Origin of the sequence: Streptomyces sp. STR69, assembly GCF_024519455.1 — a bacterium.
GTDB lineage: Bacteria > Actinomycetota > Actinomycetes > Streptomycetales > Streptomycetaceae > Streptomyces.
Genome location: NZ_JALJRY010000003.1, coordinates 378669 through 400305 on the forward strand (window position 1 = coordinate 378669; position 21637 = coordinate 400305).

The window sequence follows — 21637 nt, forward strand, 5'->3', positions numbered from 1 at the left end:
GAGTTCAGGTGGTGGGGCACCCTGCGGGCGTCGCCTGCGAGGCGTCGCGGATCAGGGCCTGCTGAGCGGCCCTCACCCGCTGCGCGTCGGGCTTGAGCACCCGCCGGTCGTACGTCGTCAGGCCGTTCAACTCGCCCTCGACGTCGGAGATCTGCGTGTAGACCGCGCCGTTGCCGCCCTGGCAGGTCAGGGCGTGCACCTCGGCGAGCTTGGCGAGGTAGTCGTCGGTGTAGGCGGCCGGGTCGACGTCCACGTACGACTGCTGGACCGACCAGGCGTGTCCCGGCATCGCGAGCCCGAGACCGCCGTACTCCCCGCTGACCAGGGCGCGTTGGCCGTCCGGGTGGGGTGGCAGGGCGGGGCTGGGATAGCCGTGTTCGTCGATGATGTCGCCGGTGCCGCCGTCGACGCCGAGGTTGATGCCGGACATGCTGTTGACGAGCCGCGTCGGGTCCCATGCCTTCGCCTGGTCGGCTATGCGGGCCTCGTCGTACTGGCCCCAACCCTCGTTGAACGTCACCCACATGACGACCGACGGGCTGCTGATGTGCTGGTCGATCATCTGCTTCAGCTCGCGCTCGTACTCGGCGCGGGCGGCGGGCGACGGGTTCACCCCGGCGGTCATCGCGGGCATGTCCTGCCACACCATGAGGCCGAGCCGGTCGGCCCAGTAGAACCAGCGGTCGGGTTCGACCTTGATGTGCTTGCGCACCGCGTTGAAGCCCAACTCCTTGTGCACCTTGAGGTCGTGGGCGAGTGCCTCGTCGGTCGGGGCGGTGTACAGGCCGTCGGGCCAGAAGCCCTGGTCGAGGGTGGCCATCATGAAGACCGGCTTGCCGTTGAGGACCGTGCGCGGGACACCGTTGACCTTCTCGACGGCGATCGAGCGCATCCCGAAGTAGCTGCCGACGCGGTCCTTGCCGACGGTGACCTTGAGGTCGTAGAGGAACGGGTTGTCAGGTGACCAGAGTTGGGGGTTCGTGACGGTCAGGGTGAGCGGGTCGCCGGTGCGGCCTTGTGCGGTGGCCACCGCGCGCTTTCCGTCGTACGCCGTCGCCGTGATCGGTACGCCGTCCCGAACTCCCTGTGCCTCGACGGTGAGTTGGCTCTTGGCGACGTCCGGGGTGAGTTTGAGGGAGTCGACGTGGTCGGGGGCGACCGGTTCCATCCAGACCGTCTGCCAGATGCCCGAGGTCGGGGTGTACCAGATGCCACTGGGGTCGAGACGCTGTTTGCCGATCGGGGGGTTCTCGCCGTTGGCTGCGTCGGTGGGGTCGTAGACGCCGACGATCAGTTCCTGGGTGCGGCCGGGCTTCAGGGCGTCGGTGACGTCGGTGCTGAACTTGTCGTAGCCGCCCTGGTGTTCGGTGACCTTCGTGCCGTTGACGTAGACCTCGGCCCGCCAGTCGACGGCCCCGAAGTTGAGCATCAGCCGCTTGCCCGAGCCGATCCGCCAGTCGGCGGGGACGGTGAAGGTGCGGCGGTACCACATGCGGTCCTCGTGTCGTTCGAGGCCGGAGAGCTGGGACTCGACGGGGTACGGGACGAGGATGTGCTCGGCGAGGTCACGGCCGACCGGCGGCTGTTCGCCCTCCGTGGCCGCCGCGAACTGCCAACTCCCGTTGAGGTTGCGCCAGTCGGTGCGGGTGAGCTGGGGGCGGGGGTACTCGGGGAGCGCGTTGTGCGGGCCGACCTGGTCGGCCCACTGGGTGCGCAGTTCGTGGGTGGAGTGGTTCTGGCCGGTGCTCCAGAACGCGTTGATAACGTTGCCATCGGCCGTGGTGAGGCCGGCTTCGCCGTCGTAGCGGATGTCTGCGGTGCCGGGGGCGGTGCCCGTCTTGTTGCCCACGACGGGTTCGGTGAGGGGGACGATCAGGGTGCGCGGGTCGGCCGGGTCCAACTCGGCTGTCCCCAGCGGCCACTTGGCGCCGCCGATCACCGCTTCGAGGTGGTCGGTGAGGTCGGCCGGGGGTGCGGCGAGGGGCTGGGCGAAGTCGAGTCTGAGGGTGCGGCCGGTGCTGGTGACCGTGGCGGCGAGGGCGCCGTCGTAGTCGTAGCCGTCGGGGAGGCGGAAGGCCGACTGCGGGACGGGGACCTTGGTGCCGCCGGGTTCGGTCCAGCGGAGGTGGAGGTTGGAGCCGCCGTAGTGCTCGAAGTACTCGACCTTGATGTCGTAGGCCGTGCCGGCGGTCAACTCGACGGGGGCGGCGGTCTGTTCGCGATCCCAGTCGTCGACCCAGTGGTCGATGGCGAGCTGTCCGCCGATCCAGAGGCGGAAGCCGTTGTCGCCGATGATCGAGAAGGTGTGGGGGCCGGTTTTCGTCGGGACGATCTTTCCGGTCCAGCGGACGCTCACGTCGTCGGACTGTCCGGTGGTGAAGGCGAGTCGGGGTTCCAGGTTGTCGAAGTCGAGGTTCGGGTCGACGCCGGTGGCCTTGAGGTCGGCGAAGTCGAAGGCGCCGGGGGCGGACTGGGTGTAGTACTCGCCCTTCAGGCCGTGGATCTCGACGGGGTTGTCGGCGGCGGCGGTCGCGGTGGGGACGGCGGCCAGGGCGGCGATGCCGAGTGCCAGCGCGAGCAGTAACGCGAGTCGGTCTCTGAGTCGTCTGATGCGCACGGAACCTCCATAACAACGTTGTCATGGGCAGCAGTTGGCATGACAACACGGATTCCGCATTCCGTCCAGGGACATGACAAGCCTGCGTCAAGCTGCGGCAAAGCCCCGGTGCGGTCGAGACGCACCGGGGCCGATGTTCGCTGCTACGTGACCAGTTGGCCCTTGCCCAGGGCGATGACGCCGCCCTTGGAGACCGTGTACAGGTCGGCGTCGCGCTCCGGGTTGACCCCGATCGTCGCGCCCGGCGGCACCTCGACGTTCTTGTCCAGGACGGCGCCCCGGACCACCGCGCCCCGCCCGATGTGGACGTTGTCGTGCAGGATCGAGCCCTGGACGACCGCTCCGGGGTCGACGACCACACCCGGGGAGAGCACCGAGCGGGTGACCTGGCCGCGGATGAGGCACCCGGAGCTGATGATCGACTCGCTGGCCATGCCGCCGGCGTTGAAGCGGGCCGGGGAGAGCTGGCCGGAGTGGGTGTAGATGGGCCAGTTGCGGTTGTAGAGGTTGAAGGCGGGGCGCTCGGCGATGAGGTCCATGTGGGCGTCGTAGTAGGCGTCCAGGGTGCCGACGTCCCGCCAGTAGCCCTGGTCGCGGGTGGTCTCGCCGGGGACGTGGTTGGCGCTGAAGTCGTACAGCGCGGCCTCGCCCCGGTCGGTGAGCGCGGGCAGGATCGAGCCGCCCATGTCGTGGATCGAGCTGACGTCCTCCGCGTCCCGCTGAAGGGCCTCTATCAGGGCCTTGGTGGTGAAGATGTAGTTGCCCATCGAGGCGTAGACGCACTCCGGGTCGTCGACCAGGCCCGGCGGGTCGGCGGGCTTCTCAAGGAAGCGTTCGACCGTCTGGCCGTCCGACCCCGGGGTGATCACGCCGAACTGCGAGGACTCCGCGCGCGGGACGCGGATACCGGCCACGGTGACGCCCGCGCCGCTGTCGATGTGCTGGGCGAGCATCTGCCGGGGGTCCATGCGGTACACGTGGTCGGCGCCGAAGACCGCGACGTACTCGGGGCGCTCGTCGTAGATCAGGTTCAGCGACTGCAGGATCGCGTCCGCGCTGCCGAGGTACCAGCGCGGACCGAGGCGCTGCTGCGCCGGGACGGGTGTGACGTAGTTGCCGAGCAGGCTGGACATGCGCCACGTGGTGGTGATGTGGCGGTCCAGCGAGTGCGACTTGTACTGCGTGAGGACGCAGATGCGCAGGACGTCGGCGTTGACGAGATTGGACAGCACGAAGTCCACGAGACGGTACGTCCCGCCGAACGTGACCGCCGGTTTCGCGCGGTCCGCGGTCAGGGGCATCAGTCGCTTGCCCTCACCGCCCGCGAGCACGATTCCGAGCACCGAAGGACCACCACGACGCATGGCCGCTCCCCTCACCCTGGTTGATCCCAGCCTGCCCCTGAGCAGCGCACACTAAGCCTGTTTGAGGATCTCCGCGTAGAGCCGCGCGGTGCGCAGCGCCACGGCGTCCCAGCCGAACTCGCCCACCGCGCGCTTCCGCCCCGCCTCGCCCATGCGCTTCGCAGTCTCCGGGTCGGCGAGCACGGAGTCGAGGGCCGACGCCAGGTTCTCCTCGAAGTTTTCCTCGACGGACACCAGCAGGCCGGTCTCACCGTCCGCCACCACCTCGGGGATGCCGCCGACCCGGGAGGCGACCACGGCCGTACCGCAGGCCATCGCCTCCAGGTTGACGATCCCCAGGGGCTCGTAGACCGAGGGGCAGGCGAACACGGTGGCGTGAGTGAGGAGCTGGATCACCTCCGGTCGGGGCAGCATCTGGGGGATCCAGTGCACGCCCTCGCGGGCCCGGCTCAGCTCCTCGAAGAGGTCGCGGAACTCGCGGTCGATCTCCGGCGTGTCCGGCGCGCCGGCACACAGCACGACCTGCGCGGCCGGGTCGAGGTCACGCACCGCGCGCAGCAGATGGGGCACGCCCTTCTGGCGGGTGATGCGGCCGACGAACAGGACGTAGGGGCGGTCGGGGTCGATGCCGAGCCGGGTGAGGACGTCGGTGCCGTGGTCGGGGCGGTAGAGCGTGGTGTCGATGCCGTTGTGGATGACCCGCACCGTGGCGGGGTCCAGCGACGGGTAGCAGGTGAGGATGTCCTCGCGCATGGCTCCCGATACGGCGACCACGGCGTCCGCGGCCTCGATCGCGGTGCGCTCGGCCCAGCTGGAGAGGGCGTATCCGCCGCCGAGCTGCTCGGCCTTCCAGGGGCGCAGCGGCTCCAGGGAGTGGGCGGTCATCACGTGCGGGACGCCGTAGAGGAGCTTGGCGAAGTGGCCGGCGAGGTTGGCGTACCAGGTGTGGGAGTGGACGAGTTCGCGGCCTTCGAGGGCGGCGGCCATGGAGAGGTCCACGGAAAAGGTGCGCAGGGCGTCGTTGGCGCCGTCCAGGGTCGGCCAGGAGCGGTGACGTACGACGCCCTCCGTGCGGCCCTCGCCCCAGCAGTGCACGTCCAGGTCGACCAGGGGCCTCAACTCCCGGGCCAGGAACTCCACATGGACGCCCGCGCCGCCGTACACATCCGGCGGGTACTCCCGGGTCAGCAGTCCCACTCGCACCCGTTAACCCCTTGTTCTCGGCGGCTGATTGCACTCATGGTCACCCAGAAGCGGCTTTCGCGGAAGGGCCGGGCGGCTGTGTGAAGCAGCAGTCTCCGCAGACCCCGCCGCCGGGGACCCGGTAGTAGAGGCAGCAGCTGCGGCGCCGGAAGGCGGTTCCGGTAAGGGTTCCGGTGTCGGCGAGGAGGGGGTGGGCGAGGAGTTCCGCGGTGAGGGCACGCGCGCGCGTGGCCACTTCCGTACGGCCACGCGCGCGTGCCCACCGGTCGAGTTCGCGGGCCGCGCCCGCCAGCGCGGAGGCCGCGTTGCCCCGGAGCAGGCCGGCGGACATGCGGTGGTGGGCGACCAGGGCGGCGGTCAGCGGTTCGAGGTGGCCCAGGAGGACGGTGTCCGCGAGGGTGGCGGCGTCACCGGGCAGCGGGCGGACCTCGGCGAGCCACAGGTCGTCCGGGGCGCTGCTCTGGGCGTCCCAGTGCAGCAGGCGTGGGTCGAGGTCGGGGACGTGGCCGTAGAGGGCGGCGCAGCCGAGCGCCGCCGACCACAACCGGGCCGCGAGTGCCTGCTGTGCGACCGAGGCGGCAATGCGCAGCTCAGGGGCCCGGAGACGCTCCGCGACGGCATGGACACGGAAAGTCAGGGAATTTCCGTAAACATCCGACACCGGGTTTTCGTAGGTCGTCGCGAGCGTCGGCAGCGGGCCGTCCGGCGCTGCGCCCGTGCGTAGTACGAAGAAGCCGCCGAGGGGTCGGAGCGCTGCGAGTTCGGGGTCCAGGTCCACGAACAGCAGTAGTACCAAGGCTCCTAGGGGTTTCACCCAGGGGGTGTCGTCCGGTGTCACCCACCTTGGGGAGGACAGAGGGCGTTTCGTACTCCATCGGCAGTACTACCCAATCGGTGCTCAGGTACGACGACGGGAAGAACATCGAGCGGCATCGTGTTCTGTATGAAAGCCGACCGTTCGCCGCGTGGTGCCAGAGGCACCCGCCTGACGCAGAGGAGCTGCCGATGAGCGCCCTCGCGTTGTCCATCGTGCTGTCGCTCGTCTCCGCCGTGGCCTACGCGGGCGGAGCGATCGTGCAGGAGCGCGTCGCGGTGTCCTCTCCCGACCAGGAGTACGCGCCGCTGCGCCGCCCGAGCTGGTGGGCGGCGGTCGCGTTGAACGGTACGGGCGGTCTGCTGCACGTGGTGGCGCTGGCGTACGGCCCGCTGAGCCTGGTGCAGCCGCTGGGCGCGCTGACCATCGTGTTCGCGCTGCCGATGGCGGCCCTGTTCGTCGGCCGCAAGGCCGGTTCCACCGCCTGGCGCGGCGCGATCATGGCGACGATCGGTCTCGCCGGTCTGCTCTCCCTGGTCGGCGCGTCCGACAGCCACTCGCTGAGCACCGCCCAGCGGGTGTCCGTGGCGGTGTTCACCGGCGCGGTGGTCGTGACCCTGATGATCGCGGGCCGCGCGGCACACCGGCACCCGGCGGTGCGCAGCGTGCTGCTGGCGACCGCGTCCGGCATAGCGTTCGGCATGTCCTCGGTGTTCACGAAGACGGTGACGGTCGACTGGGACAACGGCGCGATATCGGCGTCCGACATCCCGTTCCTGGCCGTGATCGCGGTCTTCGCCGTGGCCGGTCTGATGCTCTCGCAGGCCTCCTACCGGGGCGCGGGCCTGGCGGCTCCGCTGGCGGTCCTGACCGTCGTGAACCCGGTGGTGGCGGCCGTCGTCGGCATCACGATGTTCGGCGAGACCTTCCGCTACGGCACGACCGGCACCCTGCTCGCCCTGAGCGCCGGAGTGGTCGCCGCGGGCGGCCTGATCCTGCTGACCACTGAGCGGCTGGAGAGCGAGCACGCACCGTCCACGACGGCGACGCCCGTCGCGCCGTCGCCCATCGAGGAGTTGCTCGACGCCCTCCCTGGACAGCCCGTCGACGTGAGCGCGAACGTCGACGCGCGCGGCACGGACCTCACGGTCGCCGCGCGGAGCGCCGAACTCCTCGTCCCGGCCCCGGCGGCGATCCCGGCCGACGAGGGTTACGGGACCCTGGAGCCGGCCGGCTCCGCCGAACCGCCGAGCTACTTCGGCCCGTTCCACGCCGGGCTGTACGTGATGATGCCGGTCCACGACCGGCATCGCACACGAGTCAAATCCTGACGCCGCCGGCCCGCAGATAGGTGAGCGGGTTGATGTCGGTACCGAACTCGGGCCCCGTGCGCACCTCGAAGTGCAGATGCGGGCCCGTGGTGTTGCCGGTGGACCCCGACCGCCCGATGCGCTGGCCGGCGCCGACGGACTGGCCGTCCCGCACGGAGATCGCGGACAGGTGGGCGTACTGCGAGTACCGCCCGTCGGCGTGCCGGATCACCACCTGGTAGCCGTACGAGCCGCCCCAGCCGGCGGTGACCACCTGCCCCGCCTCGATGGCCTTCACCGAAGTGCCGGTGGGGACAAGGAAGTCGACGCCGGTGTGGTAACCCTTCGACCAGGCGGAGCCCTCCGCGTGGTACTCCGTGCCGATGGGGGCGTTGACGGGAGCGACGAGGGAGTGACTCGTCGACTTCTTGGTGGTGGCCTTCTTCTCCGCGGTGTCCGAAGTGGCCTTCTTCGTCGCGGACTTGGTGGCCGGCTTGGTGGCCGGTTTTGTCGTGGTGCGGGTCGTGGTGTCGGCCTTGGAGTGCAGGTTCAGCCGCTGGCCCGGCAGGATCAGGTCCGGGTCGTCGCCGACGGTCGTACGGTTCGCGGCGTAGAGCCCGTGCCAGCCGCCGTCGACGCGCTCGGTCTCGGCGATCCCGGAGAGGGTGTCGCCGCGCACGACCGTGTACATCTCGACGGTGCCCGCGCGGGACTGCGGTGTGGTCTGCGGCTGTACGTCCTTCACGGACCGCTTGACGGTCTGCGCCTTGGCGTCCTCGGCCTTGGCGCTCCCGGTCTTCGTGCCGCCCGTCTTCGTGCCGCCGACGTGGATGTCGGGGGTGCCGCCGCCCCGGGTGAGCCCGGCGCGCACCGAGCACACCGGCCAGGCGCCGGGGCCCTGCCCCTTGAGCACCTTCTCCGCGACGGCGATCTGCTGGTCCCGGGTGGCCAGATCCGCGCGGCTCGCGTACGCCGTGCCGCCGTAGGCCTCCCAGGTGGACTGGGTGAACTGGAGCCCGCCGTAGTACCCGTTGCCGGTGTTGATGCTCCAGTCGCCGCTGGACTCGCAGGCGGCGACCTTGTTCCAGGTGCTCACATCGGCTGCCTGGGCACTGCCCGCACCGGCGCCGACGAGGGGGATCGCGATGCCCGCACCGCCCGCCGTGACCGTGAGGAGCGAGGAACGGTTGATCCTGTTCGGCTGATACCGGCGGTGCCGGCCGCGTACGGCCATGGAGAATCCCCCTCGACATACGTCAGGAGGGCCAAAAGTAAGCGCCACGAACAGGCCATGACAAGACGGCAACCGGCCGCCCTGTGGCTCAAGTGGCGAGCGGGCCGCTCCGGTTGCGGTGAGCACGTGCGGTCGGGGTACCGGCAGGCCAGGATGGACCGAGCGGCAATACTGGCGAGCACGACCGGTACCACCGATGTTCAGGACCTTCCTGATCTTTAGGAGCCAACCGAATGAGCACTTCAGCGCAGATCGGCGTCACGGGCCTCGCGGTCATGGGCCGCAACCTCGCCCGGAACTTCGCGCGCAACGGCTACACGGTCGCCGTGCACAACCGGACCGCGTCCCGCACCCACGCCCTGGTGGAGGAGTTCGGCGGCGAGGGCGACTTCATCGCGGCGGAGACGGCCAAGGACTTCGTCACGGCGCTGGAGCGACCGCGCCGCCTGGTCATCATGGTCAAGGCCGGTGACCCGACGGACGCGGTGATCCAGGAGTTCGCCCCGCTCCTCGAACCCGGCGACATGATCATCGACGGTGGCAACGCGCACTTCGCGGACACCCGGCGCCGCGAGCGCGACCTGCGCGAACAGGGCATCCACTTCGTCGGCATGGGTGTCTCCGGCGGCGAGGAGGGCGCGCTGAACGGGCCGAGCATCATGCCCGGTGGCCCGAAGGAGTCGTACGACTCGCTCGGTCCGATGCTGGAGAAGATCTCCGCGAAGGCGGAGGACGGGGCGCCCTGTGTGACCCATGTGGGTCCCGACGGCGCCGGGCACTTCGTGAAGATGGTGCACAACGGCATCGAGTACGCCGACATGCAGCTGATCGGCGAGGCGTACCAGCTGCTGCGCGATGTCGCCGGGTACTCCCCCGCGAAGATCGCCGAGATCTTCCGCACCTGGAACACGGGCCGGCTGGACTCCTACCTGATCGAGATCACCGCCGAGGTGCTGTCCCACGTGGACGCGGCCACCGGCAAGCCGTTCGTGGACGTCGTCGTCGACCAGGCCGAGCAGAAGGGCACGGGCCGCTGGACGGTGCAGATCGCCCTCGACCTCGGCGTCCCGGTCTCGGGCATCGCCGAGGCGGTCTTCGCCCGCTCCCTCTCCGGCCACGCGGCACTGCGCGAGGCCTCACGGGGTCTGGCCGGACCGACCGCCTCCCCGCTGGGCGAGGCCGAGGCGGCGGCCTTCGCGGACCGGGTCGAGCAGGCGCTGTACGCGTCGAAGATCGTGTCGTACACGCAGGGCTTCCACGAGATCGCGGCGGGCAGCGAGGAGTACGACTGGAACGTCGACCTCGGCGCGGTCTCCTCGATCTGGCGCGGCGGCTGCATCATCCGCGCGGCCTTCCTCGACCGTATCCGCGCCGCGTACGACGCCCGCGCGGACCTGCCGAGCCTGCTGTCCGACGAGACGTTCGCGCAGGAGATCGCGGCGGCGCAGGACGACTGGCGCGAAGTCGTCGTCGCGGCGACCCGCCAGGGCGTCCCGACGCCCGGCTTCTCGGCCGCTCTCGCCTACTACGACGCACTGCGCGCCGAGCGGCTGCCCGCGGCACTCACGCAGGGGCAGCGGGACTTCTTCGGAGCGCACACGTACCGCCGGGTGGACCGGGACGGCTCGTTCCACACTCTCTGGGGCGGTGACCGCTCGGAGGTCGCGGGCTGACGTGGCCGGCTGTGCAGAGCCCGCCTGCCGGGGATCCGGTCAGGCGGGCTGCCACAGTTCGATGCGGTTGCCCTCGGGATCGGTGACCCAGCCGAACCGTCCCACGCCGTCCATGTCCTGCGTCTCCGCGTCCACGTCCGCGCCCTTGGCGCGCAGCTGCGCGAGCATCGCGTCGAGGTCGCGGACCCGGAAGTTGAGCATGGTCTGCTGGGTGCGGGAACCGAAGTAGTCGGTGTCGGCGGGGAAGGCCGCGAACACCGTCGGCCCGGCCTCCTGCTGCCACAGACCGTGCTCGTCGACGTCGAGGCCGAGGCACTCGCGGTACCAGGTGCCGAGAGCCGCCGGGTCGGTCGCCCGCATGAAGTGTCCGCCGATTCCAAGCACACGTTCCATATCGGCCATCCTGCCAGGAGGGCGGTCGGGGCGCCGGATTCGGACGGACTGTCCCAGCAGACCGGCTTCAGGTGAGCGGTGGTCCCGGCTCGGGGTTCGGTACGGGTTCCGGGCCCGGCGGGACAGGCGACGGAGAGGGCTCGGGGGTCGGAACCGGGCCCGGTGGGACCGGGGGCGGAGACGGCTTCGGGCCGGGGCCCGGTGGTGGCGTGGGCAGAGGCGCCGGGGGTTCCGGGTTCGGGCCCGGTGTGGGGCCGGGGCCGGGAGTCGGTCCCGGCGGTACGGGAGCGGGGCCGGGGGTGGGTCCCGGTGGCACGGGGTCGGGGCCGGGGGTGGGTCCCGGTGGTACGGGGTCGGGGTACGGGTTGGTCATGGTGTCCTCCAGCCAGTGGGTGCGTCGGCTCTGGACTACTCCCCCGCCTACCCGACACCCGCGCCGCCACTCACCCGGGCGGACTCACGCGACGCGCACCACCCGGACCCACCCCGGCCCCGCCGGACTCACCCCACCCGCACTGCCCGAGCCCCGGCGGCCAGCCCCGGGCGGGGGCTCGACAGCACCGGGACGGCGGTGGTCGTCAGGTGTTGGGCGGGGGCCATGGAGCCCTGCGCCAGGACGATCGCGTCGGCGTCGATGACGGCGTCCACCGCCTCCGCCACCAGCCGGGCGCAGCCCTCCGTGTCGCCGGCCTCGAAGCGGGCCCAGGCACCGTCGACGAGCAGGGTGCGGACCTCGGCGGGGCGGCCGATACGGCGGCTCTCCTCCTCGACGAGCGCCACGGTCGGCTCCAGGGTGCTTTCCAGCGTGGCGGCCACGACGACGCGCGGCCCCGCGGCGACGGCCGCCGCCGCCATCGGGCGGTCACCGCGCAGCACCGGCACGCCGACATCGGCACCGGCCGACTCCGCCACCGCGCCGATGGTCGAGCAGGTGCACAGCACCGCCCGGGCTCCTACCGCGACGGCCTCCTCCAGGGCGTCCCGCACCGCGTCGGTCACCGCTTCCGGTCCCTCGCGGCGGGCCCGCGCCAAGAGTTCCTCGTCGACGAAGTGCCGTAGTTCCAGGCCCTGGTGGTCCTCGTCGCGCAGGGCGTCGAAGACCGGGACATGAGCGGGCGAGGTGTGCAGCAGGGCGAGCACGCGGGCGGGGCCTTTCTCCAAGACGCTCACAACGACACGGGCGTTGGTCCTAGAACCGGCCGGGATGCGCCGTGAGCCACTCCATCGCCGCCCGCTGCAGCGCGGGGTCGGCGGCCGGGGCCTCGTCGGGGTGGCGGGCCGCCCACTTCACGACGTAGGGGCAGAGCGGGGCGACGACGATGCCCTCGCGGGCGGCGATGCCGTACAACTCGCGGGCCAGTGAACCCGCGATGCCCTTTCCCTCGTGGGCCGGTTCCACGAGGGTGTGGACCGGCACGAGGGCGCGCTGGGGCGATTCGAGGACGAAGTACTCGATGTGGCCTACGACTTCGTCGCCGTCGCCGATCGCTTCCAGGCGGCCCGCCGCCCGGTCGTCGCGGATCTCGATCTCGCTCATGGGCCTTCTCCTGGTGTGGTGGTCAGGCCGTGACGGCCTGCGGGCTGCGCACCTGCTCCGAACCCGGCACCGGTTCGGACGGATCGGCGCCGAGGCTCACGATCCGGTTGGCGGAGTCCACGTGCACGACCCGGGGCCGAAGCGCCCGCGCCTCGGCGTCGGACACTTGAGCGTAACTGATGATGATCACCAGGTCTCCGGGATGCACGAGGTGGGCGGCGGCCCCGTTGATCCCGATGACACCGGAGCCCCGCTCGCCCTCGATGACGTACGTCTCCAGGCGGGCGCCGTTGGTGATGTCGACGATGTGGACCAGCTCGCCGGACAGCAGATCGGCGGCGTCCAGCAGGTCGGCGTCGATGGTGACGGAGCCGACGTAGTGCAGGTCGGCCTGGGTGACGGTGGCACGGTGGATCTTGGACTTGAACATGGTGCGCAGCATCGGACACTCCCGGGACTCGGCTCCCTGCCCGCAGTCGCGGGTCAAGGGCGGGTTTCACAGTATCCGTTGCGGTTGCCGGGTCCCCTGTGGGGGATGAATGTGGCCACAGAGGCTGGATCAGCACCTGGGAGGCACCGTGACCACCGCTTCAGAGCCCCGGGTGTCGGGGCTGGAGATACGTTCCATCGACTACGTCCCCCTCGACGAGCGCCATGGCAAGCTGTGGCACCTCGGCCCCCTGTGGTTCATGTCGAACGCGCAGATCGCCACGCTGGCGGTCGGTCTGATCAGCATCACCGAGGGCGGCAACCTCATCTGGTCGCTCATCGCGATCGTCGCGGGCACCCTGCTCGGCACCTTCTTCATGGCCTTCCACTCGGCGCAGGGTCCGCAGCTCGGGCTGCCCCAGATGATCCAGTCGAGACCCCAGTTCGGCTATGTCGGGGCCCTGCTGGTGTGGCTGTTCGCCTATGTCCAGTACGCGGGCTTCAACGTCTTCAACACGATCCTGGCCGGTGAGGCCCTGCACACCACGGTGCACGGCAACACCAAGATGTGGGTGGCCGTGGTCACCGTGGTCGGCTTCGTGATCGCGCTCGTGGGCTACGACGTCATCCACAAGGCGGAGCAGTTCCTGACGTACACCTTCCTGGTCGTCTTCGGGATCTTCACCGTGGGTGTGCTGGCGACCCTGCACTACCCGGCGGGCTCCTTCGACCTCGGCGGCTTCTCCTGGACGCCATTCCTGGCCCAGTTCGGCGTGGTCGCCGGCTATCAGATCAGCTGGGCGATCTACGTCTCGGACTACTCGCGCTACCTCCCGCCGGACGTGACCGTCCGCAAGACCTTCTACTGGACCTACTTCGGGTCGGCGCTCGGCGGGGTCTGGCTGATGACGCTGGGCGCGCTGCTCGCCGCCTGGGCTGGCAAGGACTTCGACACGATCCGCTCGATCAACGCGGCGGGCGACAAGGTGTTCAGCGGCTTCGGCGCGATCGTGCTCCTCTTCGCCACGCTCGGCCTGGTCTCCGTGACCGCGCTGAACATGTACGGCGGTTCACTGACCCTGATCAGCGCGATCGACTCGTTCAGGAAGGTCCAACCGACCGTGGGCGTCCGGGCGTTGACGATCGGGCTGACGGCCGCGCTCTCGCTGGTCGGCGCGTTCGCCGCGACCTCCGACTTCCTCACCAACTTCAACAACTTCCTGCTGCTGGTGCTCTATCTGTTCATCCCGTGGACCGCGGTCAACCTGATGGACTACTACGTGGTGCGCCGCGGCCACTACGCCATCGCGGAGATCTTCAACCCGCACGGCATCTACGGCCGTTGGGGCTGGCACGGGATCATCTCCTACCTGGTGGGCTTCGGCGTGATGGTGCCGTTCTTCTCCGTCGGCACGCTCTACGTCGGCCCGATCGCCCATGCCATGGACGGCGCCGACCTCTCCCTGTTCGTCGGGCTGCCGGTCGCCGGGCTGCTGTACTGGTGGCTGAGCCGCTCGATCGACGTGGCGGCCGAGATCCGGGTGGCCGAGGCGGAGGCTGCGGAGTTGGAGCAGGCGGCGCACGAGCACCGCGAACCCTGACACACCGGAGCCCCGACCACGCCGGACCCCTGACGCACCGTCAGGCGACCGTCTCCGGCTGCTGCTTCTCGAACTGCGTGCGGTACAGCTCGGCGTATCGCCCACCGGCGGCGAGGAGTTGATCGTGCGTCCCGCGTTCCACGACGCGGCCCGCCTCGACGACCAGGATCTGGTCGGCGGAGCGCACGGTGGACAGCCGGTGGGCGATCACCACGGCGGTACGGCCCTGGAGTGCCTCCGTCAGGGCCTCCTGCACGGCCGCCTCCGAGGTGTTGTCGAGGTGCGCGGTGGCCTCGTCGAGGATGACGACGCGCTGGCGGGCCAGCAACAGGCGGGCGATGGTGAGGCGTTGGCGCTCGCCTCCGGAGAGCCGGTAGCCGCGCTCGCCGACGACCGTGTCCAGGCCGTCGGGCAGGGACCGTACGAGATCTTCGAGGCGGGAGCGGCGCAGGGCGTCCCACAACTCGTCCTCGGTGGCGGCGGGTTGGGCCAGCAGCAGGTTGGCGCGGACCGAGTCGTGGAAGAGGTGGCCGTCCTGGGTGACCATGCCGAGCGTGGCCCGCAGGGAGGCGGCGGTGAGGTCGCGGACGTCGGTCCCGCCGATGCGGACGGCGCCGTCGTCGACGTCGTAGAGCCGGGGCAGGAGTTGGGCGATGGTCGACTTGCCGGCGCCGGAGGAGCCGACGAGGGCGATGGTCTCGCCGGGTTCGGCGCGGAAGGAGATGCCGTGCAGGACCTCGGCGCCGCCGCGGGTGTCGAGGGAGGCGACCTCTTCGAGTGAGGCGAGGGAGACCTTGTCGGCGGAGGGGTAGGCGAAGCGGACCTCGTCGAACTCGACCGCGACCGGGCCCTCGGGCACCTCGCGGGCATCGGGTTTCTCCTCGATCAGCGGTTTCAGGTCGAGCACCTCGAAGACGCGCTCGAAGCTGACCAGGGCGCTCATCACCTCGACGCGGGCTCCGGCGAGCGCGGTGAGCGGGGCGTAGAGGCGGGTCAGGAGCAGGGCCAAGGAGACGACGGCGCCCGGCTCCAGGGTGCCGTGCAGGGCGAACCAGCCGCCGAGGCCGTAGACGAGGGCGAGGGCCAGGGCGGAGACCAGGGTCAGGGAGGTGATGAACACCGACTGGGCGGTGGCCGTGCGGACGCCGATGTCGCGGACCCGGCTCGCGCGCTCGGCGAACTCCACGGACTCCTCCTCGGGGCGGCCGAAGAGTTTGACGAGGGTGGCGCCGGGGGCGGAGAAGCGTTCGGTCATACGGGTGCTCATCGCCGCGTTCAGGGTCGCCGCCTCGCGTTGCATGCGGGCCATGCGGCTGCCCATCCGGCGGGCCGGGATCACGAAGACCGGGAGCAGCACGAGGGCGAGCAGGGTGATCTGCCAGGACAGGGTGAGCATGACGGCCAGTGTGAGCAGCAGGGTCACCACGTTGGACACCACTCCGGAGAGCGTGTTGCTGAACGCCCGCTGCGCGCCGATGACGTCGTTGTTGAGTCGGGAGACGAGCGCTCCCGTACGGGTACGTGTGAAGAACGCGACCGGCATGCGCTGCACATGATCGAAGACGGCTGTCCGCAGATCGAGGATGAGTCCCTCCCCGAGCGCCGCCGAAAGGCGTCGGCCCAGAATGCCGAGCGCCGCCTCCGCGACCGCGATCAGGGCGATGAGCAGGGCGAGGCGCACGACGGTGCCGTCGTCGCCGCCCGACACGATCGCGTCGACGACGTGTCCGGCCAGGACGGGGGTCGCGACGGCGAGCAGGGCGGTCAGCACCCCGAGCAGGACGAAGCGGGCGATCTCGCGGCGGTGCGGCCGCGCGAACTCCGCGATGCGGCGCAGCGTGGCGAGCGCGAACGGGCGGCGCTCCTGTTCTGCGGTCATGACACTGTGCAGTTGGGTCCAGGCGGTGCTCTCCATGCTCATGGGGTAGACCGTAGGACCTCAAGCGGCGTTGAGGTCAACGTGTTCGCCAAAGCCTCGTGTAGCGACGGGCGTAAGGAACTGTCCGTGCTGGCGCAACCCGCAGTTGTCGTGGCGCGGAGAACCTCCAGTGATGTGAGACACATCCGCGTCCGGCAGATCCTGTGCCTGCTTCCGCTGCTCCTGGTCACCGTCGTCGCCGTACAGCACCGGTCCGTCCTCGTCGCGGGCTTCGGCCAGCTGCGGTCGGCGGAGTGGCCCTGGCTGGTGGCGGCGGCCGGTGCCACCTGTCTGACCTGGGTCGCCGCCGCGTTCACCCGGCAGGGTGCCGTGGTCGAACGGCTGCCCGCACGGCGGCTGTTGGCCACGCAGTTCGCGGCGGGCGCGGCGAATCACCTGCTGCCCACGGGACTTGGCGCGGGCGCGGTGAACCTGCGCTTCCTCACGGTGTGCGGGCTGCCGCTGGCCCGTTCGTCGGCCGCGCTGGCGCTGTTCCTGCTGGCGGAGTCGATAGCCCGGCTGACTCTGCTCACCGGTCTGCTGATCGCCTTCCCGGACGCCCTGCGCCTGGGAACTCTCCTTCCGGCGGGGGCACTTGGCCCGCTGCTCCTGATCATCGGTGCCGTGCTGTGCGCGGCGGTCGTGGTGCTCGTTCTGGTGCGTCGGCTGCGGACGGCCGTCCTGTCGTTCCTCCGTACGGCGCTGAGTGAGGCGCGTTCCGTGCACACGCGGCCGGCCCGGGCGCTGGCGCTGTGGGGCGGTTCGCTGGCGTTCCCCGCGCTCCAGGCGGCCGGACTGGTGGCCGTGGGGCAGGCGTTGAACCTGCCGGTGCCGCCCGCGCAGATGGCGCTCGCCTATCTGGCGGCGACGGTCGCCGTCGCGCTGGTGCCGACGCCGGGCGGGATCGGCTCGGTGGAGGCCGCGCTGATCGTGGCGCTGGTCGCGGCGGGCGGTCCGGTCGCGGTGGCCACGGCGGTGGTGCTGGCGTACCGGATCATCACGGTCTGGATCCCCATCATTCCGGGCGCGTTGACGCTCGGTGCGCTGGTCCGGCTGAGAGTCATCTAATTCGCGACTCTGTTCTGACACCCCTGTAAAGCAGCATCAGCCCTGGTCGAATCGTTGACCGGGGCTGATTCGCGTTTGCCTCAACTCGCTTGTTTTACTTTTTACTTGACTACACATGACAGCACGAGTTGACTGAAGGGCGTTGATTTGTCAGCCGAGGAGGCAGGACTGTCATGGGGGACGAGACGTTAGGCATCATCCTGGCGGGAGGCCGGGGCGAACGCGCCAAGCCGCTCACCCTCGCCTCGTCCGACTACATCCGCAGCAAGGCCCTCATCCCGTTCGTCGGCCGGTCCGTCGTCGAATGGCTCGTCGAGTCCTGCCGTGACCAGGGCATCCGCCGCTTCTACGTGATCGCCCAGGGTGCCGAGAACCACAGCCAGATCAAGCTCGTGCTCGGCCACGGCGAACGGTTCGGCGTGGAGATCCACTACTCCCGCGCCCGGCTCGACCGCTACAACGTCGGCTCCGGCGCCGCCACCCTGCACAACCTCGAACAGTGGGACCTGACGGGCCGCGCCCTGGTGCTGCCCGTGGACTCCGTCTTCGAGTTCGACCTCAACACGCTGGTCGACACGCACGACGCCGCCGACGCCGTCGTGACCGTCGCCACGGTCGGCCGTACCCCCGAGGAGATCGCCGGCAAGTACGGCGTGATGCAGACCTCCTCGGACGGACTGGTCGCCGGATTCCTGGAGAAGCCCGATCTGGACCGTGTCCACCGCGTCTTCCCCGAGACCTCGCTGCCCGGCTCCCGCAGCACCCTGCCCACCAACGCCGGGATGTACCTGGTCGACTGCGGCCGGCTGCGGCTCGCCGCGCGCAACCCCGAGATGATCCGGCTCGCCCACCAGCGCCTCGACTGGGGCGGCGACCTGCTGCCCTGGCTGGTCGGGCGCGGACTGCCGGTCGCGGTCGCCCCCATCGACCGGCTCGGCGACCTCGGCAGCATCCCCGACTACCTCGCCACCCTCGGTGACGTGCTCGGCGGCCACTACCGCCGGATGAACCAGGCCATGGGCGAACCGACCAGTACCGACCCGCGGTACTGGATCCACGAGTCCAGCCTGCGCACCAAGGACAGCGTGACCGGCACCACCCTGGCCCAGAAGATCTCCGAGGGCAGTGTCGTCATCGGCCCCGCCGTCCGCATCGGGCGCAACGCCGAGATCGGTCCCGGAGTGAAGCTGCGGTTCAGCGACATCGGCGACGGCGTCGACGTGGACGAGGGCGCCCGGCTGAGCCGGACGGCGATCGGCGACGGCGCCGTCGTCGGGCCGTACGCCCGTATCACCGACTCGTACGTCGGCCCGCTGGCGCGGGTGCACTCCGAGCGGGACAACCCGGTCCGGCTGCTGCATTCCGCGATCGGCGAGGCCGCCGACCTGCGTCCCGGCACCCGGCTGACCGGGGTGAGCGTGTACCCGCGGCTGCGGGTGCCCGCCGTCACCGGCCTGCCCACCGGCACCCATCTGACCAGCTCCGACGACATCCTGCACTGGATCTGAGCGCGCCCCGCCAACTCCCCCGCCCTTTCCGGCTCTTCCGCAGCCCCGTGGAGATCTCGATGGACAGCCCGATCGCAGTCATAGGAGGAACCGGCCGAGTCGGCCGGCTCGTCGCCCGTCAACTGCTCGCCCGCGGCGAGAGCGTGCGGGTCATCGGCCGCAGCACTCAGCGCGCCCGGCGGCACAATCCGCCGCAGGCACAGTTCTTCGCGGCCGACGTACGCGCCCCCGCCACCGTCCGCACACCCCTGCACGGCTGTTCGGCGGTCGTCTACATCGTGGAACCGGGCACCGACGACGCCGGTCCCGACAGCCCCGAGACCACCCTGCACACCGGGGTCCGCCATGTCCTGGACGCCCTGCTCGCCGCCTCCGGCAGCCCGCACTTCGTGCTGGTCAGCCAGCGCCATGTGACCCGCCGCGACCACCCGATGAACGCCTACGGCCGGATGCTGGACTGGCGGCTGGCCGGCGAGAACGCGGTCCGCTCCTCCGGGCTGCCGTACACGGTGATCCGCCCGGGCTGGCTGACGGACGAGCCCGGCCACGGCCATCTGCACCTGGAGCAGGGCGATGTCGGCGACGGCCGCGTGGCCCGCCCGCATGTGGCCGACGCCTGCGTCGAGGCGCTGTACTCGCCCGCCGCCCGGGGCGTGACCTTCGAGATGCGCAGCGAGGTGGGACCGGGCGCCGGCTCCCCGCCCTGGGACGAACTGTTCACCGGCCTCCGCGCCGACACTCCGACCGCGGCCCGGGCCGCACTCGCCTGAGGGTGGCCACCGATGTGTACGACACTCCGACGGACTCTGCGACAGATGCCATGACAGAACAGATGACCTTACGCCCCGACCAGGCCTCCGACATCTACGGCGGCCATCCCTCCGACGTCACCCCCGGCCGCCCGCAGCCGCTGGGGACCACCGTCGACAGCGACGGTGTCAACTTCTCGCTCTTCTCCGAACACGCCACCCGCGTCGACCTGTTGCTCTTCGAGCACTGCGACAGCCCGCACCCCTACCGCACCATCCCGCTCCTCCCCGACCGCCACCGCAGCTTCCACTTCTGGCACTGCCACGTCCACGGCATCGGCGCCGGCCAGGTCTACGCCTTCCGCATCGACGGACCGCGCGATCTCAGCGCCCTGGGCAGCCGGTTCGACCAGCGGAAGGTCTTGATCGACCCGTACGCGCGGGCCAACGTCAACAGCCGCTGGGAGCGCACCACCGCCATCGGCCCCGGCGACAACGTCGAACACTGCATGCGCAGTCTGGTCGTCGACCTCGACGACTACGACTGGGAGGGCGACACCCCGCTGCACACCCCGATGGCGGAGACCGTCGTCTACGAGATGCACGTCCGCGGCCTCACCGCCTCCCCCACCTCGGAGACCGCGCGGCCCGGCACCTTCTCTGCCGTCATCGACAAGATCCCGCACCTGCGCGAACTCGGCATCACGGCAGTGGAGTTGCTGCCGGTCTTCGACTTCGACGAGACCCAGGTGCTGCGCACAGGACCCGACGGCACCCCGCTGCGCAACTACTGGGGCTACGACCCCTACGGCTTCTTCGCCCCGCACACCGGCTACTGCTCGAGCCCCCATCTCGCCACGCACATCACCGAGTTCCGCGACATGGTGAAGGCGTTCCACAAGGCGGGCATCGAGGTCATCCTCGACGTGGTCTTCAACCACACCAGCGAGGGCAACGAGTTCGGGCCGACGATCAGCTTCCGGGGTGCGGCCAACGAGGCGTACTACCACCTGTGGCCGCAGGACCGCTCGCACTACATGGACTTCACCGGCTGCGGCAACGCTGTCAACGCCAACCATCCGATGGTCACCAAGTTCATCGTGGAGTGCCTTGAGTACTGGGTGACCGAGCACCACATCGACGGCTTCCGCTTCGATCTCGCCTCCGAACTCTCCCGTGGCCCCCTCGGCTACGAGATGGCGGTGCCGCCGGCCCTGTGGGCGATCGAGCTGTCGCAGGTGCTGTCCGAGACGAAGATCATCGCGGAGCCGTGGGACGGCGGCGGCCTGTATCAGGTCGGCCGGTTCCCGGGGAAGCGCTGGGCGCAGTGGAACGGCCCGTTCCGTGACGACGTACGGCGGTTCGTGCGCGGCGACGCCGGCCTGGTCGGCGAGGTCGCCTCCCGGCTCGGCGGCTCGGCCGACCTGTTCGCCGCCCAGGGCGAACTCCCCACCAACAGCATCAACTTCATCACCTGCCACGACGGCTTCACCCTCAACGACCTGGTCAGCTACAACGCGAAGCACAACCACGCCAACGGTGAGGCCAACGCCGACGGGGCGGACGAGAACTACAGCTGGAACTGCGGAGTCGAGGGACCCACCGACGACTCCGACGTCGAATACCTGCGGGTTCGGCAGATCAAGAACCTGCTGTCCCTGCTCATGCTCAGCCGCGGGGTGCCGATGCTGCTGGCCGGCGACGAGTTCCGCAACAGCCAGGGCGGCAACAACAACGGCTACTGCCAGGACAACCAGACCTCCTGGCTCGACTGGAACCAGGCCAGGAAGGAGAAGGAGACGACCGGCTTCACCCAGCGCGTCGTCCAGCTCCGCAAGCGCTACCGCACCCTGCGCGAACCGCAGTTCTTCTCCGAACGCCTCAACTCCCGCTCCCAGCCCGACATCACCTGGCACGGCACCCGGCTCCACCAACCCGGCTGGGACGACCCCAACGCCCGGGTGCTGGCCTGCACGTACGGCGGTTTCGACGGTGACCCGGACCTGCATCTGATCCTCAACATGTACCACCTGGGGCTCGACTTCGAGCTGCCCGACGTCCCCGGCCACCACTGGCACCGCGTGCTCGACACGGCCCGCCCCGGCCCCTACGACATCCTTCCGCCCGGAGAAGAGGAGCTGGTCGCCGGTCCGACCCACCACGCCCAGGGCCGCAGCGTCGTCCTGCTCGCGTCCCTGCCCGACGAGAAGGGCACCTGA

17 protein-coding genes are annotated in these 21637 nt (G+C 70.2%); 7 read left to right on the forward strand and 10 right to left on the reverse strand.

Going from position 1 to position 21637, the window contains the following annotated elements; genetic code table 11:
* Positions 1–4: 4 nt before the first annotated feature.
* The 4 genes from OC490_RS08025 to OC490_RS08040 all read right to left on the reverse strand — a co-directional run bounded on the left by OC490_RS08025 (position 5) and on the right by OC490_RS08040 (position 5980).
* A complete protein-coding gene (locus OC490_RS08025) occupies positions 5–2617 on the reverse strand; it encodes a PA14 domain-containing protein (protein WP_262057113.1) in 2613 nt (870 codons plus the stop codon).
* A 143-nt stretch (positions 2618–2760) separates the two neighbouring features.
* Positions 2761–3981, reverse strand: coding sequence for a glucose-1-phosphate adenylyltransferase (glgC, locus tag OC490_RS08030; protein WP_262057114.1), 1221 nt, complete (start codon positions 3979–3981; stop codon positions 2761–2763).
* Between the two features lie 51 nt (positions 3982–4032).
* Complete coding sequence (gene glgA / locus OC490_RS08035) at positions 4033–5184, reverse strand: glycogen synthase (RefSeq protein WP_262057115.1); 1152 nt, start codon at positions 5182–5184, stop codon at positions 4033–4035.
* Positions 5185–5224: 40 nt separating this feature from the next.
* Positions 5225–5980 carry a (2Fe-2S)-binding protein gene (locus OC490_RS08040; RefSeq protein ID WP_262057116.1) on the reverse strand — a complete coding sequence of 252 codons (756 nt, stop codon included), beginning with the start codon at positions 5978–5980 and terminating at the stop codon, positions 5225–5227.
* A gap of 209 nt (positions 5981–6189) precedes the next feature.
* Between OC490_RS08040 and OC490_RS08045 the strand changes: the two genes are divergently transcribed.
* On the forward strand, positions 6190–7329 hold the full coding sequence (locus OC490_RS08045; protein WP_262057117.1) for a DMT family transporter: 1140 nt from the start codon (positions 6190–6192) through the stop codon (positions 7327–7329).
* Here the strand turns inward: OC490_RS08045 and OC490_RS08050 are convergent.
* Positions 7319–8542: a transglycosylase family protein gene (locus OC490_RS08050; RefSeq protein WP_262057118.1), complete on the reverse strand. Its 1224-nt coding sequence runs from the start codon at positions 8540–8542 to the stop codon at positions 7319–7321. The two genes, OC490_RS08045 and OC490_RS08050, sit on opposite strands and share 11 nt — an antisense overlap.
* A 233-nt stretch (positions 8543–8775) precedes the next feature.
* On the opposite strand from OC490_RS08050, the gene gndA reads away from it, so the two are divergent.
* Positions 8776–10215: an NADP-dependent phosphogluconate dehydrogenase gene (gndA, locus tag OC490_RS08055; RefSeq protein WP_262057119.1), complete on the forward strand. Its 1440-nt coding sequence runs from the start codon at positions 8776–8778 to the stop codon at positions 10213–10215.
* Between the two features lie 39 nt (positions 10216–10254).
* On the opposite strand, the gene OC490_RS08060 is transcribed toward gndA, so the two are convergent.
* The 4 genes from OC490_RS08060 to panD all read right to left on the reverse strand — a co-directional run bounded on the left by OC490_RS08060 (position 10255) and on the right by panD (position 12587).
* Entirely contained in the window at positions 10255–10608 is a 354-nt protein-coding gene (locus tag OC490_RS08060) for a VOC family protein (RefSeq protein WP_262057120.1), read from the reverse strand.
* A gap of 501 nt (positions 10609–11109) precedes the next feature.
* Positions 11110–11748 carry an aspartate/glutamate racemase family protein gene (locus tag OC490_RS08065; RefSeq protein ID WP_262057202.1) on the reverse strand — a complete coding sequence of 213 codons (639 nt, stop codon included), beginning with the start codon at positions 11746–11748 and terminating at the stop codon, positions 11110–11112.
* A gap of 49 nt (positions 11749–11797) precedes the next feature.
* Positions 11798–12145, reverse strand: coding sequence for a GNAT family N-acetyltransferase (locus OC490_RS08070; RefSeq protein ID WP_262057121.1), 348 nt, complete (start codon positions 12143–12145; stop codon positions 11798–11800).
* A 22-nt stretch (positions 12146–12167) separates the two neighbouring features.
* On the reverse strand, positions 12168–12587 hold the full coding sequence (panD, locus tag OC490_RS08075) for an aspartate 1-decarboxylase (protein WP_262057122.1): 420 nt from the start codon (positions 12585–12587) through the stop codon (positions 12168–12170).
* Between the two features lie 136 nt (positions 12588–12723).
* Between panD and OC490_RS08080 the strand changes: the two genes are divergently transcribed.
* On the forward strand, positions 12724–14175 hold the full coding sequence (locus OC490_RS08080; RefSeq protein WP_262057123.1) for a purine-cytosine permease family protein: 1452 nt from the start codon (positions 12724–12726) through the stop codon (positions 14173–14175).
* Between the two features lie 40 nt (positions 14176–14215).
* On the opposite strand, the gene OC490_RS08085 is transcribed toward OC490_RS08080, so the two are convergent.
* Positions 14216–16090 carry an ABC transporter ATP-binding protein gene (locus OC490_RS08085; protein ID WP_262057203.1) on the reverse strand — a complete coding sequence of 625 codons (1875 nt, stop codon included), beginning with the start codon at positions 16088–16090 and terminating at the stop codon, positions 14216–14218.
* A gap of 138 nt (positions 16091–16228) precedes the next feature.
* Between OC490_RS08085 and OC490_RS08090 the strand changes: the two genes are divergently transcribed.
* The 4 genes from OC490_RS08090 to glgX all read left to right on the forward strand — a co-directional run bounded on the left by OC490_RS08090 (position 16229) and on the right by glgX (position 21637).
* The gene (locus tag OC490_RS08090; protein WP_262057124.1) at positions 16229–17161 is read left to right on the forward strand and encodes a YbhN family protein; all 933 of its coding nucleotides are present in this window, start codon (positions 16229–16231) and stop codon (positions 17159–17161) included.
* Between the two features lie 173 nt (positions 17162–17334).
* On the forward strand, positions 17335–18669 hold the full coding sequence (locus OC490_RS08095; RefSeq protein ID WP_262057125.1) for an NDP-sugar synthase: 1335 nt from the start codon (positions 17335–17337) through the stop codon (positions 18667–18669).
* A gap of 59 nt (positions 18670–18728) precedes the next feature.
* Positions 18729–19439 (forward strand): NAD(P)H-binding protein, encoded by a 711-nt coding sequence (locus OC490_RS08100; protein WP_019072611.1) that lies wholly within the window; start codon positions 18729–18731, stop codon positions 19437–19439.
* 62 nt (positions 19440–19501) lie between these two features.
* On the forward strand, positions 19502–21637 hold the full coding sequence (glgX, locus tag OC490_RS08105; RefSeq protein ID WP_262057126.1) for a glycogen debranching protein GlgX: 2136 nt from the start codon (positions 19502–19504) through the stop codon (positions 21635–21637).

Bases quoted from the DNA above. Each gene is read 5' to 3' on its own strand.
- glgC (WP_262057114.1), bottom strand. From the start codon at position 3,981: ATGCGTCGTGGTGGTCCTTCGGTGCTCGGAATCGTGCTCGCGGGCGGT.
- OC490_RS08045 (WP_262057117.1), top strand. From the start codon at position 6,190: ATGAGCGCCCTCGCGTTGTCCATCGTGCTGTCGCTCGTCTCCGCCGTG.
- OC490_RS08050 (WP_262057118.1), bottom strand. From the start codon at position 8,542: ATGGCCGTACGCGGCCGGCACCGCCGGTATCAGCCGAACAGGATCAAC.
- gndA (WP_262057119.1), top strand. From the start codon at position 8,776: ATGAGCACTTCAGCGCAGATCGGCGTCACGGGCCTCGCGGTCATGGGC.
- OC490_RS08060 (WP_262057120.1), bottom strand. From the start codon at position 10,608: ATGGAACGTGTGCTTGGAATCGGCGGACACTTCATGCGGGCGACCGAC.
- OC490_RS08070 (WP_262057121.1), bottom strand. From the start codon at position 12,145: ATGAGCGAGATCGAGATCCGCGACGACCGGGCGGCGGGCCGCCTGGAA.
- panD (WP_262057122.1), bottom strand. From the start codon at position 12,587: ATGCTGCGCACCATGTTCAAGTCCAAGATCCACCGTGCCACCGTCACC.
- OC490_RS08085 (WP_262057203.1), bottom strand. From the start codon at position 16,090: ATGGAGAGCACCGCCTGGACCCAACTGCACAGTGTCATGACCGCAGAA.
- OC490_RS08095 (WP_262057125.1), top strand. From the start codon at position 17,335: ATGGGGGACGAGACGTTAGGCATCATCCTGGCGGGAGGCCGGGGCGAA.
- OC490_RS08100 (WP_019072611.1), top strand. From the start codon at position 18,729: ATGGACAGCCCGATCGCAGTCATAGGAGGAACCGGCCGAGTCGGCCGG.
- glgX (WP_262057126.1), top strand. From the start codon at position 19,502: ATGACCTTACGCCCCGACCAGGCCTCCGACATCTACGGCGGCCATCCC.